The 16,511-nt window shown below is 68.8% G+C and carries 20 protein-coding genes; 9 read left to right on the plus strand and 11 right to left on the minus strand.

The annotated features are described in order from the left end of the window. Positions 1 to 5: 5 nt before the first annotated feature. The 3 genes from BS329_RS08255 to BS329_RS08265 all read right to left on the minus strand — a co-directional run bounded on the left by BS329_RS08255 (position 6) and on the right by BS329_RS08265 (position 2,813). Positions 6 to 677 (minus strand): papain-like cysteine protease family protein, encoded by a 672-nt coding sequence (locus BS329_RS08255; protein WP_076157530.1) that lies wholly within the window; start codon positions 675 to 677, stop codon positions 6 to 8. Between the two features lie 187 nt (positions 678 to 864). Continuing rightward, a complete protein-coding gene (locus BS329_RS08260; RefSeq protein WP_076158170.1) occupies positions 865 to 2,427 on the minus strand; it encodes an adenylate/guanylate cyclase domain-containing protein in 1,563 nt (520 codons plus the stop codon). A 164-nt stretch (positions 2,428 to 2,591) separates the two neighbouring features. After that, complete coding sequence (locus BS329_RS08265) at positions 2,592 to 2,813, minus strand: hypothetical protein (RefSeq protein WP_244197065.1); 222 nt, start codon at positions 2,811 to 2,813, stop codon at positions 2,592 to 2,594. Between the two features lie 131 nt (positions 2,814 to 2,944). Here BS329_RS08265 and BS329_RS08270 point away from each other — a divergent pair, with 131 nt between their 5' ends. Together BS329_RS08270 and BS329_RS08275 are read left to right on the plus strand one after the other, a co-directional pair. Next, positions 2,945 to 3,190, plus strand: a complete 246-nt coding sequence (locus BS329_RS08270; RefSeq protein ID WP_076157532.1) for a hypothetical protein — start codon at positions 2,945 to 2,947, stop codon at positions 3,188 to 3,190. Between the two features lie 44 nt (positions 3,191 to 3,234). Then, a complete protein-coding gene (locus BS329_RS08275; RefSeq protein WP_076157535.1) occupies positions 3,235 to 3,699 on the plus strand; it encodes a peroxiredoxin in 465 nt (154 codons plus the stop codon). A 107-nt stretch (positions 3,700 to 3,806) separates the two neighbouring features. Here the strand turns inward: BS329_RS08275 and BS329_RS08280 are convergent, their stop codons facing one another. Continuing rightward, entirely contained in the window at positions 3,807 to 4,508 is a 702-nt protein-coding gene (locus BS329_RS08280; RefSeq protein ID WP_167479994.1) for a MerR family transcriptional regulator, read from the minus strand. A 62-nt stretch (positions 4,509 to 4,570) separates the two neighbouring features. On the opposite strand from BS329_RS08280, the gene BS329_RS08285 reads away from it, so the two are divergent. Next, positions 4,571 to 5,050, plus strand: coding sequence for a DUF6194 family protein (locus tag BS329_RS08285; protein ID WP_076158173.1), 480 nt, complete (start codon positions 4,571 to 4,573; stop codon positions 5,048 to 5,050). A 63-nt stretch (positions 5,051 to 5,113) separates the two neighbouring features. Here BS329_RS08285 and BS329_RS08290 read toward each other — a convergent pair whose 3' ends face one another. Continuing rightward, positions 5,114 to 5,653 carry a putative immunity protein gene (locus BS329_RS08290; RefSeq protein ID WP_076157541.1) on the minus strand — a complete coding sequence of 180 codons (540 nt, stop codon included), beginning with the start codon at positions 5,651 to 5,653 and terminating at the stop codon, positions 5,114 to 5,116. 58 nt (positions 5,654 to 5,711) lie between these two features. Here BS329_RS08290 and BS329_RS08295 point away from each other — a divergent pair, with 58 nt between their 5' ends. Both BS329_RS08295 and BS329_RS08300 read left to right on the plus strand, forming a co-directional pair. Beyond that, on the plus strand, positions 5,712 to 6,425 hold the full coding sequence (locus tag BS329_RS08295; protein ID WP_076157544.1) for a TioE family transcriptional regulator: 714 nt from the start codon (positions 5,712 to 5,714) through the stop codon (positions 6,423 to 6,425). Between the two features lie 217 nt (positions 6,426 to 6,642). Next, positions 6,643 to 7,803 (plus strand): S1 family peptidase, encoded by a 1,161-nt coding sequence (locus tag BS329_RS08300; RefSeq protein ID WP_076157547.1) that lies wholly within the window; start codon positions 6,643 to 6,645, stop codon positions 7,801 to 7,803. A 102-nt stretch (positions 7,804 to 7,905) separates the two neighbouring features. Here the strand turns inward: BS329_RS08300 and BS329_RS08305 are convergent, their stop codons facing one another. From BS329_RS08305 to BS329_RS08320, 4 genes are read right to left on the minus strand one after another with little or no spacing between them, the layout of a single operon-like run. Further along, positions 7,906 to 8,754, minus strand: a complete 849-nt coding sequence (locus tag BS329_RS08305) for an SAM-dependent methyltransferase (protein ID WP_076157550.1) — start codon at positions 8,752 to 8,754, stop codon at positions 7,906 to 7,908. 49 nt (positions 8,755 to 8,803) lie between these two features. Then, positions 8,804 to 9,775, minus strand: coding sequence for an alpha/beta fold hydrolase (locus BS329_RS08310; RefSeq protein ID WP_076157553.1), 972 nt, complete (start codon positions 9,773 to 9,775; stop codon positions 8,804 to 8,806). A 13-nt stretch (positions 9,776 to 9,788) separates the two neighbouring features. Further along, a complete protein-coding gene (locus BS329_RS08315) occupies positions 9,789 to 10,253 on the minus strand; it encodes a DinB family protein (protein ID WP_076157556.1) in 465 nt (154 codons plus the stop codon). Beyond that, complete coding sequence (locus BS329_RS08320; RefSeq protein WP_076158176.1) at positions 10,250 to 10,864, minus strand: class I SAM-dependent methyltransferase; 615 nt, start codon at positions 10,862 to 10,864, stop codon at positions 10,250 to 10,252. Before BS329_RS08320 ends, BS329_RS08315 begins: the two co-directional genes overlap by 4 nt. A gap of 89 nt (positions 10,865 to 10,953) precedes the next feature. On the opposite strand from BS329_RS08320, the gene BS329_RS08325 reads away from it, so the two are divergent. Next, the gene (locus tag BS329_RS08325; RefSeq protein ID WP_076157559.1) at positions 10,954 to 11,523 is read left to right on the plus strand and encodes a helix-turn-helix domain-containing protein; all 570 of its coding nucleotides are present in this window, start codon (positions 10,954 to 10,956) and stop codon (positions 11,521 to 11,523) included. On the opposite strand, the gene BS329_RS08330 is transcribed toward BS329_RS08325, so the two are convergent. Together BS329_RS08330 and BS329_RS08335 are read right to left on the minus strand one after the other, a co-directional pair. Next, the gene (locus BS329_RS08330) at positions 11,520 to 12,122 is read right to left on the minus strand and encodes a response regulator transcription factor (RefSeq protein WP_076157562.1); all 603 of its coding nucleotides are present in this window, start codon (positions 12,120 to 12,122) and stop codon (positions 11,520 to 11,522) included. The two genes, BS329_RS08325 and BS329_RS08330, sit on opposite strands and share 4 nt — an antisense overlap. Further along, entirely contained in the window at positions 12,119 to 13,222 is a 1,104-nt protein-coding gene (locus BS329_RS08335) for a sensor histidine kinase (protein ID WP_076157565.1), read from the minus strand. Before BS329_RS08335 ends, BS329_RS08330 begins: the two co-directional genes overlap by 4 nt. A 143-nt stretch (positions 13,223 to 13,365) precedes the next feature. On the opposite strand from BS329_RS08335, the gene BS329_RS08340 reads away from it, so the two are divergent. From BS329_RS08340 to BS329_RS08350, 3 genes are read left to right on the plus strand one after another with little or no spacing between them, the layout of a single operon-like run. After that, a complete protein-coding gene (locus BS329_RS08340; protein WP_076157567.1) occupies positions 13,366 to 14,250 on the plus strand; it encodes an ABC transporter ATP-binding protein in 885 nt (294 codons plus the stop codon). 30 nt (positions 14,251 to 14,280) lie between these two features. Next, a complete protein-coding gene (locus tag BS329_RS08345; RefSeq protein ID WP_076157570.1) occupies positions 14,281 to 15,000 on the plus strand; it encodes an ABC transporter permease in 720 nt (239 codons plus the stop codon). 45 nt (positions 15,001 to 15,045) lie between these two features. Continuing rightward, a complete protein-coding gene (locus BS329_RS08350) occupies positions 15,046 to 16,509 on the plus strand; it encodes an alpha/beta hydrolase (RefSeq protein WP_076157573.1) in 1,464 nt (487 codons plus the stop codon). The last annotated feature ends 2 nt before the right edge of the window (positions 16,510 to 16,511 follow it).

Here is a 16,511-nt window from a genome sequence, read left to right on the forward strand (position 1 = left end):
GCTTCTCAGCCCTTCCGGATGTTGACGATGGTGTCGTTCCAGCGGAACTGACCGTTGCTGCGGTACTGGTTGTAGTTCCAGGTCTGGTACCGCTGGTAGGTCGGCCACGGGTCACCGACCATGATCGACTGGTTCGCCGAGTCGTAGCCGTAGATCACCTCGGCGTGGCCACCGCCGGAGGTCCAGTAGATCCCCGTCAGGTTCAGGATCCCGGCGTCGACCTGGGCGACGACGGAGTTGAAGCCGATGGGACCGCCCGCGTCCTGCGCGGAGAAGCCGGTGCCGCGGAAACCGCGGACGATCTCGGGGATCTGGGCGGGCTGGTTCGGGCAGTACCCGGCCGACGTGCCCTTGCCCGCCGCGCAGAACTGGGCCTGGGTGGCCGTGCCGCCTTGCGACCGCTCGATGCTCGAACCGTCCGCCGCCCAGCACCACTGGTTGTACTGCTGGACCTGCTGGGTGTAGTTCAGCTGCTTCGAGGCCGCCGTGGCGGCGATCGTCGTCGCGGTCCCCGCCACGGGGGCGATCTCGCGCACCTGGGTGTGGGTCTGGGTCTGGATCAGGCCGTGGGGCCGGTCCCCGGCATCGCCGGGCTGCGCGAGGGCGGTGGCGGGCAGCATGCTCAGCGCGAAGACGGCGGCTCCGGTGGCCAGCGCGGCCCTCGAAAAGCTCTTCACAGATGTCTCCTTTGACATGGGGATGGGGAGATCACCGTGCGCCGGCCCGTCTCCGGGCACAACGTCCTCAAGACGCGCGAAAGAAACGCTGTGATCGTTCACAGGAGCCGCGGTGGGCCGGGCGCGGGATTCGCGCAAGATTCACGGCCCGTTCACAAAGGATGTGAATCCACCACGGACCGGAGTTTCAGGACCTCGGTGTCGCGAGTGTGGTGGGCCGGATGCGGCCCCGCAAGACGACGTCCTCGGTCGCTTTCCAATGCCCGGCTTCGGTTTCGGCCGCCGACTCGATCGCCGTCCACGAAGCGAGTAACCGGGCTTCGACGTTCTTCGCCAGCTCCGTCAGCCGGGCGGCTTCGTTGACCGGGTCGCCGATCACGGTGTACTCGAACCGCCGCGGGTCGCCGACGTTCCCGGCCACCACTTCGCCCGTCGCCACGCCGATCCCGGCCGGGCAATCCGGCACCTCCGCCGCCAGCCTGCGCCCGATCGCCCGGCCGGCGGACAGCGCGAGGGTCGCGTGATCCGCCAGCCGCACCGGTGCGCCGAAGATCGCGAGAGCGGCGTCACCGACGAACTTGTTGACCAGCCCGTGGTTGCGGTCGACCTCGTCGACCACCACCGCGAAGAACCGGTTGAGCAGGCCGACGACCTCTTCGGGAGGACGGCTGGCGGCCAGCGTGGTCGAGCCGATCAGATCGACGAACAACACCGACACCGTCCGCACGGTGCCGCCGAGTTCGGCGGACGTCCGCATCGCCTCGATCGCGACGTCCTCGCCGACATGCCTGCCGAACAGGTCCCGCAAACGTTCGCGTTCGGCGAGACCGGCGGTCATCCCGTTGAAGCCCGCCTGCAGCAGTCCGAGTTCGGTGCCGTCGTAGACCGGGATCTCCACGGCGAAATCACCGGCCCGGACCCGGCCCAGCGCGTGCTGCACCGACCGGATCGGGTTCACCACGGCGCGGGCGGTGAACACGGTCACCAGCAGCCCGAAGCACAGCACCACCAAGCCGAGCACGACCACCGAGACGGCGAGCTTCGTGGTCGACACGTCGCCGCGCACCCACGCCAGTACGGCCGTGACGACGAGCCCGGCCACGGGAACCCCGGTGCCGAGGCACCAGAACAACAGCATCCGCAGGTTGACCCCGCCGCTGAGCGGCCGCGCCGGCGAGGTGCCCGACAAGGCCAAGGCCGCGTACGGCCGCAGGATGAACTCTCCGGCCAGATAAGCGATGGCGCAGACGACGACACCGGCGAACGCGACGACGAGCAGTTCGGTCAGCACGACCCGCGGCTGCACCAGCGCGGCCAGCGCACCGAACACCACGGTCGCGACGCCCCACAACACCGCCTGGACCAGCGTCAGGCGCAACGGGACCCGCAGGCTGGCGGCGCGTTCCTTGTCGGTCGGCGTCCGGCCGTCGGCCGCCCAGCGCAACGTCCGCAGCGCACCACGAGTGCCCCACAGCGCGCCCACGACGACGGCGGAGACCACGTAGACGGGAACCGCGATGGCGGTGACGCGGACGAGGTCGCCGGACATACCGGGAGCGGGCATGAGCAACGCCGCCAGTCCGACCACGACCAGCGCGCCGATGACGTTGGTCGCGATGAGCGTCCCGGTGAGCAATCCCTGGACGCGACGGCGCAACGCGGTCGCGTCCTGATCCAGCGGGCCGAGCAGCCAGGAGTCGAACGGCCCTTGCCCGCGGCCCCGCGCAGAGGAGTCTTTGACTGGTCGCACCCGTACCCGCCGTTCACCCGGTTTGAGTGAACGAATGTACACCGAAACTGCTCACCCCATGCAATTAGTCCTCTAGTTGCGGTCCTTGCACGCGCAACGACCGCAACTAGAGGACTAATTGCGGGAGTGGCCGGAGCCGATCAGCGTGGTGGCGTCGAGTTCGGTCACGCCTTCGGCACGCAAGGAGTCGAGGTAACGCGCGCGGCCGGAATCGCCGACGCGCCGGTGCCGCAGCAGGCGTCGAGAACGCGATCTCCCGTACGGATTCCGGCGGCCGCCGCGGTCGCCTCGCCGATCGGCTCCCACAGATGGCGCCCCAACGCGGTGAAGTCGGCCGCGGCGTCATCGAAGGCACGCCGGGTGCCGATCTCGCGAGAAGAAGACATGGCGCGACGATATCCGTTTCGCGCCCCACCGGGGTCGCACATCGTGGGAACCCGCCTACGACGGACGGCCGCAGCGGCAGCGCCCATCCAGCGGGCGGACCTCGCGGTCCCCCGGCTCTAGCGTGGTAGCCATGAGAAAAACACTGCTCACGCTGCTCGGCGCGGCCGCCATCACCGGCACGATCGCCACTCCCGCGAGCGCGCTGGAAACGAGGGAATTCGTCGGCCGCGGATCGAGCGACTTCGGCCTCGAACTCATCTACGCCCGTCATGACGCCAGGAACCAGGCGACTTGGGCCGGTTTCACGGACTGCGAGGAGTACGACAAGATCCTTTTCCCGTACACCGCGACGGTCTTCTGGCGCTGCACCCGCTGAGCAACGGGACCAATCCGGCGCGCACCCGGCTCCGAATGCCGGGCATGGACCAAGGAGACCTCGCCCCGGACTTCACCGTGCCCGACGACAAGGGCCAGGACCGCACCCTGTCGGACTTCCTGACCTCCGGCCCGGTCGTGCTGTTCTTCTACCCGGCCGCGATGACGGGCGGCTGCACCTCGGAGAGCTGCCACTTTCGCGACCTGGCCGCGGAATTCGGCGAAGTCGGCGCGCACCGCGTCGGGATCAGCCCCGACGGCATCACCAAACAACGCGAATTCTCCGCCCTGCACGGCTTCGACTACCCGTTGCTGTCCGATGTGGACGGCACCGTCGCCAAGCAGTTCGGCGTCTGGCGCCGGTTCAGCCCGCTGCACGCCAAGCGGCGCACCTTCGTCATCGACACCGACCGCAAGATCCTCGAGGTCGTCAAGAGCGAGCTGAAGTTCGACGTCCACGCCGACAAGGCGCTCGCCGCTTTGCGCGAACGCACGACCAAGGACGCCTAGGCGATCAGCGAAATCCTGCTTGCCTGACGTTTGGTTTCTTTCCACAGACAGCGATCTCGCGTGATCAGACGGCGATCACGTGATCAGACCTGAAGGATCACGCGGCACTAGGCGATCAGCGAAAGTGTTGCGGTAGCGTCGAAAAGCGCCCGCGAGCGGGCAGTGATGGCAGCGTCCCGGACGGCGAGCGCGGAGGCGACGTCCTCCAGCCGCCGGGATCGCCGCAACTCCGGCATCAGCGCACGGAGAGGCTCCACACGGTACCCGGCCAGCCGCAGCTGATGCACGATCCGCGCGTCCCGCACCTGGGACGGCGTGTACCGCCGCGTCCCCCGCTGATCACGGCCGGGGACGACGAGCCGTTCCGCGTCCCAGTGCCGCAACGTCGACGGCCGCAGCCCGAGCGCCGACGCGAGTTCGGAGACGCCCATCGAGTCCGAGCCCCGCACGTCCCCGATCGGTTCGCGGGAGATCACCCGGACGGCTTTCCTGGCCTCCCGCAGATCCGCACGCTCGGCGTCGAGCCCGGCGTGGGCGGCGTCGAGGAGTGCGAGCGCCTCGGCGAACGGGTCGCGGTGAAAGGCCCGGACGATCTTCTTGGCCTCGACCGGCCCCACCCCGGCGGCGAGCGCGCGGTAGGCCAGCGCGGAGCGGAGATGGATCTCCTCGTAGCTCCGGTACCCCGCGGCCGTCCGCGCCGCCGCCGGGAGCACGCCGTCGCGTTCGAGGTTGCGCACCTGCTGGACGGAATACCCCGACCGCCGCGCGATCTCCGCGGTGCGCATTCCGGCTGATTTGAGACTTGGCACCTTCACTCCATCGAAAACAGGCTCGAACCCTCCATAAGCACTTTAATGTGACGCTTGAGCACATGACCATCGACGAGATCATCCGTTTCGTGTCCGGCCTCGACGGCGTCCTGGCCCTCACCCCGGCACCCGGCGACGACTGGCCCGAACTCAGCTGGGGCGACGCGTTCTTCTACTACTCACCCGACGGGGTCGTTCCGACGAACGTTCAGCCCTTCGCGACGGTCGTGACCAAGAACTACCCCGGCGACGAGGCCTCCCGCCTGGACCGGGCGGACACCTTCCGCGTGAACATCCACGCCGGGAAGGACGAGTTCATCCGGCGGCTCGGCCGTACGCCTCGGGAAGCGGCCGAGACCGACGTCGATCCCGGCGTGGCCGACACCGTGCTCGCCCATCCCGTCTACGGGACCGCGGGCTGGCTGGCGGTGGTGAACCCGGCGTCGCGGACCAGGGCGATCACTCGCGAACTGCTCGGCACGGCCTATCACCGAGCCCGTGCACGCTACGAACGCCGGGCGGATTCCTCCCGCGATTGGTGAGAAACAAGGCAAAGGTGGCGGGTGGCCGCGGTCACCTTGCCCCGTGGTGTCCCCGATGCCGCATCAGCGTCGCAACAAGTCGTCCAGCATCCGTAGCAATTCCCCCGCCCGGCGACCACCGGCCGGGGCGTCCGGATAGCGCTTCAGGACGTCCACCACGACGGGACCGGCGAGCCCGGCCACCTTCTCGATGTAGCCGGCGCCGACGGCGGGATCGTCACCGGCGTCGAGTTCGAAGGCACGGGCCGCGTTGGCGGCGGCCCCGAGGATGTGCGGGACCTGGGTCGCTTTCGCCAGCGGGTGCAGATACGCGGAGGCTCCCGCGTGACCGGCGGCGCGGGCCGCGTCGAACGCGGCTTCACGACCGCTTTCCCGGGCGGCCCGCGCCGCCCGGTGCGCGTCCAGCGCGGTCACCCGCAAGGCCTTCGTCCGCTTGCCCCCGGCCGTGAACCGGCGTGCCTCGTCGAGCGCGGCCCGCGGGCGCCCGTCATCCGGGCACTCACGCTCGAAGATCGCCAGGGCGGGCTCCGCGCAGGCCACGGAGAAGGCCGTGACCGCCCGGAGTTCAGACAGGTCGAGGCCGATCATGAGGTCCGCTGTCATTCTCTCGACTGTATCGTTGAACCACCGGTTGGCACTTCAGAGCGACAGTGGCAGGACAGTGGGCCGAAACCTTCAAACCAGTGAGCGGCTCAGGCCGGTCGATCTCGCGCGTGAGCACGGTCTGTCCACTCAGGCTGTCCGCAACTACGAGGCGGACGGCATCCTCCCCGCCGCCGAACGCGGCCCGCACGGATATCGCGCCTACACCCCGCTGCACGCACAAGCCCTGCGCGCGTTTCTCGCCCTCGTGCCGGGGCACGGTCACGCGACGGCGTCGTCGATCATGGCCGCGGTCAACCGGGACGCGATCGAGGAGGCGCTCCGGCTCATCGACGAGAGCCACGCCCGGCTACTCGACGACCGCCGCACCCTCCAAGCGGTCGCGGCCGCGCTCCGCGACCTCGAGCCCGTGCCGCAGGAACGGGGCGAGCTGTTCGTCGGGCCGCTGGCCCGGAAACTCGGCGTCCGGCCCGCCACCCTGCGCAAATGGGAACGCGCCGGCCTTCTCCGGCCCGAACGCGACGCGCGGACGGGCTACCGCGTCTACAGCGCGGCCGACGTGCGCGACGCCAAGCTGACCCATCAGCTCCGGCGTGGCGGCTATCTCCTGGAGCGGATCGCGCCGCTGATCGAGCAGGTCCGCTCGGCCGGAGGCGTCGTGCCGCTCGAGACGACGCTGCACGACTGGCACGCCCGGCTCTCGGCAAGGGGCCGCGCCCTGCTCTCCGGCGCCGCCGCACTGGACGCCTACCTCGGCTCGCGGAATTCCTGACACTTTTGTGACAATGACACTTTCGCGCACTACGCGGGCAATTCTCGTTTTACGCCTACGAAAGTAGGAGTGCCCCGGCGGAACCTACTTTCGGCGCTACGGCGCTATAGTCGGCCGCTCGTACTGTTCGTCGCGTCGAGATGAACCGCCCGGTCCCTGCTATTTTCCGAACATATTCCGGCGGTTCGTCATTCCCTCCTTATCGAAGGAAATTCGCATGCGAATTCGCGGACCCGTCATGCTCACTCTGCTGAGCGTCTGCGCCGGAATAGGCGCCCTCGCCGTCCCGGCGACCGCCGCTCCGGCCGCCTCCTACGACCAGACGATGCTCGAGACCCTCGCGTCCCAGCTCGGGGTCAGCCCCCTTCAGGCCGCGCAGAAGCTGGACCACGAGAAGACCCTGATCTCGTCGCTGGAGAGCATCAGAACCCGTGGCCTCCACACCGACGGCGCGTACTTCGACGACACCGGCGCCCTCGTGGTGAACGCCGCCGACGCCGGGTCCGCCCAAGCCCTCCGCTCCGCCGGGCTGACGCCGCGCACCGGCGCCCGCGGTGAGAAAGCGCTGGACGCGCTGTCCGCCACCGTCGGCACCGTGCTCGGCGCCGAGGTCACCCAGGTGCAGTCCTGGGGTCCGGAACTCGCCGCCGACCAGGTCGTCGTCACCGTGCAGCCGGGCGCCGACCGCGCCCTGCTCCGGCGGCTTTCGGCGCTGTCCGGTGTGACCGTCCGGACCGGCGTCGCCAACGGCAACACCACGCAGGCCGACGTCATCCCCGGCCAGATCATGGACCTCGACCCCGGCACCAACTGCTCCCTCGGTTTCCCCGGCACCACCAGTGACGGCGACAACGTGCTGCTCACCGCCGGGCACTGCGTCGAAGGCAACCCGGACATCCTCAACCGCAACGGCGTCCACATCGGCCAGGGTGTCGCCACCGAGTTCCCGTCGGTCGACATGGGCCTGATGGACATCGACGACGAGGACACCGGCCGCGGCTACGTGGACACCCGCAAGGGCACCACGGTGCGGATCACCGGCAGCTCGAAGGCGCCGGTCGGCACCACGCTGTGCAAGGCGGGCAACACCACCGGCTGGACCTGCGGCAAGATCACCGCTTACAACCAGACCGTGCGCTACAGCGGGGAAAGCGTCGCCACCAGCGGCCTGGCCAAGTCCACGGTCTGCACCGAAGGCGGCGACAGCGGCGGTGCCTACATCGCAGGCAACACCGCGCAGGGCATGACCTCCGGCGGCCCGAACGACGGGCACGACTGCGGCTACAACCAGGGCTCCAACGCCACCGGCTCGTACTCCTACTACCAGCCCGTCGTGGACGCGGCGAACAACTACGGGGTCACGCTGACCCGGTCCTGACGCGTCATGCCGGGGAGCGGCGGTCGCTCCCCGGCATCGGGCCGTCCTTCGCCGGACTCCCGCGTTCTTCCTGAACAAGCCCGGGCCATCTGCGAAACCCGGTCAAGGCTTACGAGCGACGCCCGCCAAACCACGGGATCCCACCAAACCGTCCAGGTCGGGTGATTCGCCGTCGGGCCGCCATTGCGGCAACCACACCAGGCCGGGCTCGACCAGCCGCAGTCCGGTGAAGAACGCGGCGATCTCCTCCCGCCCCCGAAGCGTGACGGCACTGTTGGTCCGGCGGCGATAGGAATCGATGACACCCGCCGATCGTTCTCGCAGCGCCGTGTCCTCGGCCGGGACGTGGATATGCGAGAGCGCCACGAGGCTGCCGGACGGCAACCGCTCCAGATAGCCGCCGAAAGTCGCGTGCGGGGCGGTTTCGCCGGGCATGAAATGCAGCAATGCCACGGCCAGCAGGCCGATCGGCTGATCGGGATCGATCAGCCCGGTGTCGATCACCTGCTTCCACAATCGTGGTCCGTCGTGGAAATCGCCGTCCAGCGCGGTGTGCCGGGCCGGGTCGGCGGTCTGCTCCAGCAGGATCTCGGCGTGGGCCTGCGCGATCGGTTCGTTGTCGATGTAGACGACCCGGCATTCGCCCGGCGCGGCCTCCTCGGCGACTTCGTGCACGTTGCCCTGCGTCGGCAGACCGGAACCGATGTCCACGAATTGCCGGATGCCCTGATCGACCATGTAGCGCACGGCGCGACCGAGAAACGCCCTGTTGGCCCGCGCGAAATCCCGCATCGACGGGATCAGCCGCAGCTGTTCCTCGGCGAATTGCTGATCGACGGCGTAGTTGTGCACCCCGCCGAGCAGGTAGTCGTACACCCGGCCGACCGACACCTTGTTCACCGAATCCGCCAGCCGCTGCCCCGCGTCCCGGGCGCTCGCTTTCTCCCCCATGGTCCGAAGATAGCGGATCCGGCGAGAATCGGTCAGGGTGTTCGCGCGCTCACGACTTCAGAAACCTGACCAACTCGGCGCTCACGAACTCCGGGTTCTCCTCGGCGAGCCAGTGCCCCGCCCGGGGTACCTCGACCGCGCGGGCGAGGTTCGCGACGCGGGGCGCCAACGTCGCTTTTTGTGGTTCGAGGAGTCCTTCGGCGGTCATCAGCAACGTCGGGGTACTGATGGGTTTCGCACCGACGTTCGCGGTCGCGTCCTGGCCGAGTGTGCGATAGAGCTCGAAACCGCCGTGCAGGACCTCGGGCCTGCTGTAGGTCCGGGCGTATTCACCGATTTCCGCCTCGTCGAAAGGCGATGGCGCGCCCGGCCCGCCGAAAGCCGTTCCCGAGTACGCGACTTGAGGATAAAACAGGGAAAGGTACTCGCGGACGTCGTCACCGACGACGGCTTCGGGAACCGTTTTCTGCGAATGGAAGGCGATGTGCCAGCTCAGGTTCCGGTAGGCCGTCGCGTCGAGCGCGGGGCCCGGCAGCGGGAGGTCGAGATAGGCGAGGTGCGTGAGTTCGCCGGGGAACTGCGCCGCGTACTGGAAGGCGACCGCGGCACCGAGATCGTGGCCTGCGATCCGGACGTCGCGCAGGTCGAGGCGTCCGGCGACGAGGCCGTGCACATAGCGGGCGAGGGTGGCCTTGTCGTAGCCGGGTGGTGCGCCGGTACTGTCGCCGAGGCCGGGGAGATCGAGTGCGTACACCGTGAAGTGTTCGGCCAGCGCGGGCATGACGCGGTGCCAGCCGTACCAGGTCTGCGGCCAGCCGTGCACCAGGACGAGCGGGGCTCCCTTGCCACCGGTGACGTAGTGCATCTTCACGCCCTCGACGTCGGCGAACTCATGGCGGAACTGGTGCGCGAAACTCGCGTCGCCGCGGGTGATGTTCTCGTAGGGCGGGGCCGCCGGCGGCGAACCGCAGGCCGTCACGAGGACGAGGGCCGCGAGTAGTGCGGCGACTCGGTGAAGCATGGTTGTCTCCCTTTCAGCGCCCGGTCGCGCCGTCGATCAGCTCGCGCAGGATGTCGACGTGTCCCGCGTGCCGCGCGGTTTCCTCGATCAGATGAGTCAGCGTCCAGCGCCGCGAACCCCGGCGGGGGCCCGCTTCGGCGAGGTCGTCCCAGGACGCGATTTCGTCGTTCGCTTCGGCGATGGTTTCCCGGTACGCGGCGAGAAGCGACGCCGTCGTGTCGTCCGGGGCGGGATGGAACGTCGCTTTCCAGTCGGTGACGTCGTGGCCGAGCAGCCAGTGGCGTTCCACGTGGGTCAGGTGTTTGACCAGGCCGAGCAGATTCGTGCCGGAGGGCACGCCGGGGGCCCGGGCCCGGTCGTCCGGCGCCCCTTCGGCCTTGGCCGCGACGGCGGCACGCAGGTAGTCGAGGAAACCGGCGAGCACGTCCTTCTCACCGGCTCCTGTCGACGGCGGCCCGGCGTCGCGTTTCCGCCTCATCGCCCTGCCTCCGAAATCCGCCGGACCACCAGGACGTGGTCGAGGACGGTCGCGGTCTGGCCTCCGGGGCCGGTGGCGCGCCGTTCCCCGGCCTCCGCACGGTCGATGGACCACGTCACCGGGTCGAGGGCCAGCTCAGCCGCAACTTCGAGAGGCGTGGGGAACTGAGTGCCCTGGCTCCACGACCACGGCGCGGAAGATCCGTGATCGACGACGACCAGCCGTCCGCCCGGGTTCAGCGATTTCGCGGCGGTCCTCAGCACACGGGCCCGGTCCAGTTCGAACGGTGTGTGGAAGTACTGCGCGGACACCAGGTCGAAGTCGCCGAAGGGGAAATCCTCGGCGAGATCGAGGCGGAGAGCCGTGATCGGCTCACCCCGTTCCCGGAGCGAGCGCACCGCGGCTCCCGAGATGTCGACGGCGGTCACCCGCCAGCCTCGGGCGGCCAGCCACAACGCGTCTCCCCCGCCGCCGCAGCCGAGGTCGAGCACGGAGCCCGGGGTCAGCGGGCCGGCGATCTCGGCCAGTCGCGGGTTCACCGTCGGCGTTCCGGCGGCGCGCTTTTCGTAGAGTTCGTCCCAGAATTCCGTGGCACGGTCCGGAGCGTTCATCTTCACCTCGCATGGTCTGTTCCGGACCACTCTCGCCTCGGCGAACGCGAATCCGCACGGAAACTTGCCGACCTGGCAAGATCGACGGCATGGCGGACGAGACGGACGAGGTACTGGACGCGGTGGGCCCCCGGTTACGCGCCTTGCGCAAACACCGTGGGCTGACCCTTGCCGAATTGTCGGCGGCGACCGGGATCTCGGAAAGCACCTTGTCACGGCTGGAAAGCGGCGGACGGAAGCCCACCTTGGAACTACTGCTGCCGCTGGCCCGCGTGCACGGCGTACCGCTCGACGACCTCGTCGGCGCCCCTCGGACCGGCGACCCGCGGATCCATCTGGAGCCGATCCACCGGCACGGCATGACCTTCCTGCCGCTCACCCGCCGCGCCGGCGGGGTGCAGGCGTTCAAGATGCTCATCCCCAGCCGCCCGGAACCGGCGGAGCCCACTCCGCAGACCCACGGCGGCTACGAATGGGTGTATGTCCTCAATGGACGGCTGCGGCTGGTGGTCGGCGACCGGGACATGGTCCTGCCGCCCGGCGAGGCCGCCGAATTCGACACCGCGCTGCCGCATTGGCTCGGCTCGGCCGACGGTCGCGCCGTCGAGACCCTGGTCCTTTTCGGACCGCAGGGCGAACGCGCCCACGTCCGGCGTTAGAGCCAGTCGTGCTCGCGGGCGTACCTCGCCGCCTCGTGCCGGGTCTGGGTCTGCGTCTTCTGCATGGCGTTGGACAGGTAGTTGCGCACCGTGCCCTGCGCGAGGTGGAGCTGAGCGGCGATCTCGGCGACGGAGTACCCCTCGCCGGTCACCCGCAGGACCTCGAGTTCACGCTCGGTGAGGGGACAGTCGTCGACGACGGCGAGCGCCGAGACGTCCGGGTCGATCCAGCGTTTGCCCTGGTGCAGGGCGGTGATGACGAACGTGATGTGCGAAGGCTCGGCCGCCTTGCTCACGAAACCCTGGACGCCGAGTTTGAGGGCTTTGCGGAGCACCCCGGGTTTCGCGTGCCGGGTCAGCATGAGGATGACCTGGTCCGGCCGGGTACGGCGGATTTCGGCGACCGCGCCGAGCCCGTCCACCCCGGGCATTTCGAGGTCGATGACGAGGACGTCGGGCTCGTGCCGCAGCGTGGCCTCGACGGCCTCCTCGCCGTTCTCCGCTTCGGCGAGGACGGTGATCTCGCCTTCGAGCGGGAGCAGCGCGGCCATCGCCTTGCGCAGCAGGGCCTCGTCGTCGGCGAGCACCACCGTGGTCATGATTCCTCCCGGGCCGGAAAGGAGGCGGCCGTCACGAACTGCCCGTCCTCCTGTTCGACCGTCAGTTCACCGCCATCCGCGACGACGCGTTGTTCGAGCGCGGCCAACCCTCGGAGTTCGGGCAGCGGCGCTCGCTGGGCACCGTCGTTGGCGATGGTGATACTCCACTCCGACAGCGTGATCCGCACCCGGGTCGCCTGCGCGTGGCGCAGGATGTTGGTCGTGGTCTCACGGAGAACCTGGCCGAGCACCCTGCCCGCGTCCGGATCGACGTCACCCTCCCGGTTGATGCGCACGCGGATGCCCGCGGCTTCGAAGAGGTTCCTGGCGTTCTCCAGTTCGGCGGAAAGGTTGAGCCGCCGCTGCGCGTAGGCGAGTTCCTTCGTCTGGGTGATTGTGTCGGCCACGAGCGCGTGGATCTCCCCCAGTTCCTGCTTCGCCCGCTCGGCGTCGATGTCCACCAGCTTCCTGGCCAGGGCGGTCTTCAGCTTCACCACGTGCAGCGTATGGCCCTGGATGTCGTGCAGATCGCTCGCGAACCGGACGCGTTCCCGGATCACGGCCGATTCCGCCTCCCGCTCCCGCGACTCCTCAAGCTCTTTGACGACGTCGTAGAACCGCTTGTTGGGGAACATGAGCCCGAGCACGATGGCGGTGATCGCGGCCGGGACGAAGACGAACTCGACCAGCTCTTCGGACACGTCTTCGGGGGAGACCAGCAGCCTCGCCGCGCCCACCGCCGCGATGTACACGACGAACGTGATCGAGGCCGCCACCCGGTGGCGGGGAAGCTGGGGAACGACGAAGGAGCCCACGAGAAGGATTCCGAAGAACGCCGAACCGCCGCCGACCAGCAGCACGGAAAACGGCCACACGAGGGCCGTGACGACCAGGCACGGGATCGCGACCCGCAGCACCTCGCCCGACGTCCACCGCACGAAGGCGACCATGGCCGCCAGCACGCCCGCGCTCAGGACGACCACGTGCCACCACGTCCGCGCGTCCGACACCACCGCGACCACCCCGCCGACGATGAACAACGGGAGGAACATGGTGAGATTGAGCTTGCGCAGCTTTCCCCGCGCCGGCTCGGTGTCCACATCAGACATGGACCCAGTATCGTTCCTCCGGGGCGGCGAGCGACAGTGACACCGCGTCATGGGTGCACCCCGACGAATGTCATGGGCGGATCATGACGTGACCGCACTGGCCGGGAAGCGCCCGAGCCGTTGTGCTTCAAGGCATGACTTCGACACCAGCGATCGACGTTGACCGCCTGAACCTGAAGTACGGCGACTTCCACGCCGTGAAGGATCTGTCCTTCCAGGTCGGGCGAGGCGAGTTCTACGCCCTGCTCGGCACGAACGGGGCAGGCAAGACCTCCACCCTGGAAACCCTCGAAGGGCACCGGACTCCGACGTCCGGCACGGTCCGGGTCCTGGGGAAGAGCCCGCGAGACCGCGCCACCGTGCGGCCCAAGATGGGCATCATGTTGCAGGAGAGCGGTTTCTCGCCGGATCTGACGGTGAAGGAATCCATCCGCCTGATCGGGGCGCTGACCCGGCGCACGGACCGGCTCGAACGGGTGCTCGGCATCGTGGATCTGACGCGCAAGGCGACCACGAAGGTGTCCCAGCTTTCCGGCGGCGAGAAGCGGCGGCTGGACTTCGCGACCGCGGTGTACGGCACGCCCGAGCTGGTGTTCCTGGACGAGCCGACGACCGGTCTGGACATCCAGTCGCGGGACGCGCTGTGGGACGCGGTCGACAAATTACGCGAGGACGGCTCGACGATCGTGCTCACCACGCATTACCTGGAAGAAGCCCAGCAGCGCGCCGACCGCATCGGCCTGATGCACCGGGGAACCTTCCACCAGGAGGGCACGGTCGCCGAACTGACGCGGACACTGCCCGCCGTGATCCGGTTCGGCCTCCCGTCCCCGGCTCCGGCGCTGCCGTTGCCGGGCAAGCGGGAGCACGACGGGAAGTTCGTCATCGAGACTCATCTCCTGCAGAAGGACCTGCACACCCTGCTGCGGTGGGCGCAGGACAACGCGGTCGAACTGCGGGACCTGGAGGCGGGACCGACCCGGCTCGACGATGTGTTCCGCGCCATCGACAACGACTAGCCACTTCACTTTCCGCAAAGGAAACCGGTCATGCTTTCGATAGCCCGTAGCGAGCTGATCCAGATCTTCCGGAACCGCTCGGTCCTGATCACCAGTTTCGTGATGCCCATCGCGATCTGCGCGTTCTTCGTCTACCAGCACGAGACCTTCGCGAAGATCGGCAGTCTCGGTTACATCGCGGCGATCGTGATGTTCACCGTATGCGCCTTCGGCCTCTACACCAGCGCGGTGACCACGTTGGCGTCTCGCCGCCAAAACCTGTTCCTCAAGCGGCTGCGCTCCACCGCCGCCGGTGACGTCGCCATCCTGACCGGCCTGGTGCTGCCGGTCACCGCCATCGCGCTCGTCCAGGTGGCCGTGATCCTGATCGTGCTGGCCGTCGTCACCGGTACGCCCGCCGATATCGGCCTGCTGGTGCTGGCCGTGCTCGCCACCGTCGCCATGATGATCGGCCTCGGCCTCGCCACCGCCGGCCTGACCAACTCCCCCGAGCACGCCCAGGTCACCATACTGCCGGTGACCCTCGGCGTCATCGCGGTCGCCTCCTGGGTCGGTATCTCGGGCACCGGCGAACTCACCTTGCTCAAGCGCCTGCTGCCGGGTGGTTCGGCCACCGAACTCGTCGTCAACGCCTGGAACGGCGGCGTCGCCGTCTCCGAATCGCTGCTCCTGCTCGCCCCGACCCTGGCCTGGGTCGTCGTCGCCGTGGTGCTGGCCTCCCGGCTCTTCCGCTGGGAACCGCGCCGGTGACCGTCCGAAGTGGACTTCCGTTCGTCGATCCGAGGAGGAAAACCCATGCGTAAAGCCTTGATTCCCGTTGTCGCGGCCGTCTTGGTGACCGCGGCGACCCCCGCGGTGGCCGCGGCGTCGCCTCCGCCGAAATGGGGGCCGTGCCCGGCGGAAGCGGCCGGTCTCGGGCTGGAGTGCGGCACCCTCGACGTCCCGCTGGACTACCGCGACCCCGGCGGGAAGACTATCGAGATCGCGATCTCGCGCCTGGCCAGCGCCAAACCGGAGAAGCGCCGCGGTGTGCTGATGACCAACACCGGCGGTCCCGGCGGTGAAGGGCTGGCCTATCCGGCCACTCTCAAGAAGCTGAACATCCCGCAGGAAGTGCTGGACAGCTACGACGTGATCGGGATGGACCCCCGCGGTGTCCACAACAGCACCCCGGTGACCTGCGGACTGACGCTCGAGGAGCATCCGACCAACATCCCGAGGTACGCCCGGAACTCCGCCGACGTCACGAGCGAGGCCCAGCGCGTCGCCGCCGTCGCGGCGAAATGCGGCTCGTCGGCCACGGCGCCGCTCCTGCCGCACATCACCACCGCCAACACCGCCCGCGACCTGGACCGGGTCCGCGAGGCACTGGGCGAGAAGAAGGTCAACTACTTCGGCATCTCGTACGGTACCTATCTCGGTTCGGTGTACACCTCGTTGTTCCCCGAGCGCAGTGACCGGTTCCTGATCGACAGCGCGACCGGCCCCGGCGGCTGGGACGCCTCCTTCTCGCGGTTGTTCGGGCGGGGCGTCGAAGACCGCTTCCCGGACTTCGCGAAGTTCGCCGCCGCGAGGCCCGAATACGGGCTGGGCCGGACACCCGCGCAGGTGACCGCGAAGTACTTCGAACTCGCCGGGCGGCTGGACAGGACACCGAGCCCGGACGGCTACAACGGCCAGGTGTTCCGCCACGTCACGTTCGCCGATCTCTACTACGACAAGAGCCTGCCGAAGCTGGCCGAGACCTGGCGCGCGCTCGACACCGGGAAACCCGTGCCGCAGCCCGCTTCCACCGGGCGGCCGTCCGCAGATTCCGTGTACCCGCCGGACAACTACATCGCCAGCCAGCTGCACGTGATCTGCAACGACTCCGACTGGCCCGAGGACGTCGGGACCTACCGGCGCAACGTGGCGATCGACCGGTTCCGGCATCCGTTGTTCGGCGCGGCGGCCGCGGACATCACGCCGTGCGCGTTCTGGCCGTCCGAGCCGGTCGAACCGCCGGTGAAGATCACCGATCGCGGCCCGTCGAACGTGCTGATCGTGCAGAACCTCCGCGACCCGGCGACGCCGCTTGCGGGCGCCCGCAAGCTGCGTGAGGCCTTCGGCGACCGCGCCAGGATGGTCACCGTGGATCAGGGCGGGCATCTGGCCTACCTGTTCAAGGACAACAAGTGCGCCAACGACCTCGCGACGGATTTCCTGGTCACCGGCGCCCGACCGCGACCCGATCTCGCCTGCGGGGTCCCGGCCTCCTGAGC

Origin of the sequence: Amycolatopsis coloradensis (genome assembly GCF_001953865.1) — a bacterium.
GTDB lineage: Bacteria > Actinomycetota > Actinomycetes > Mycobacteriales > Pseudonocardiaceae > Amycolatopsis > Amycolatopsis coloradensis.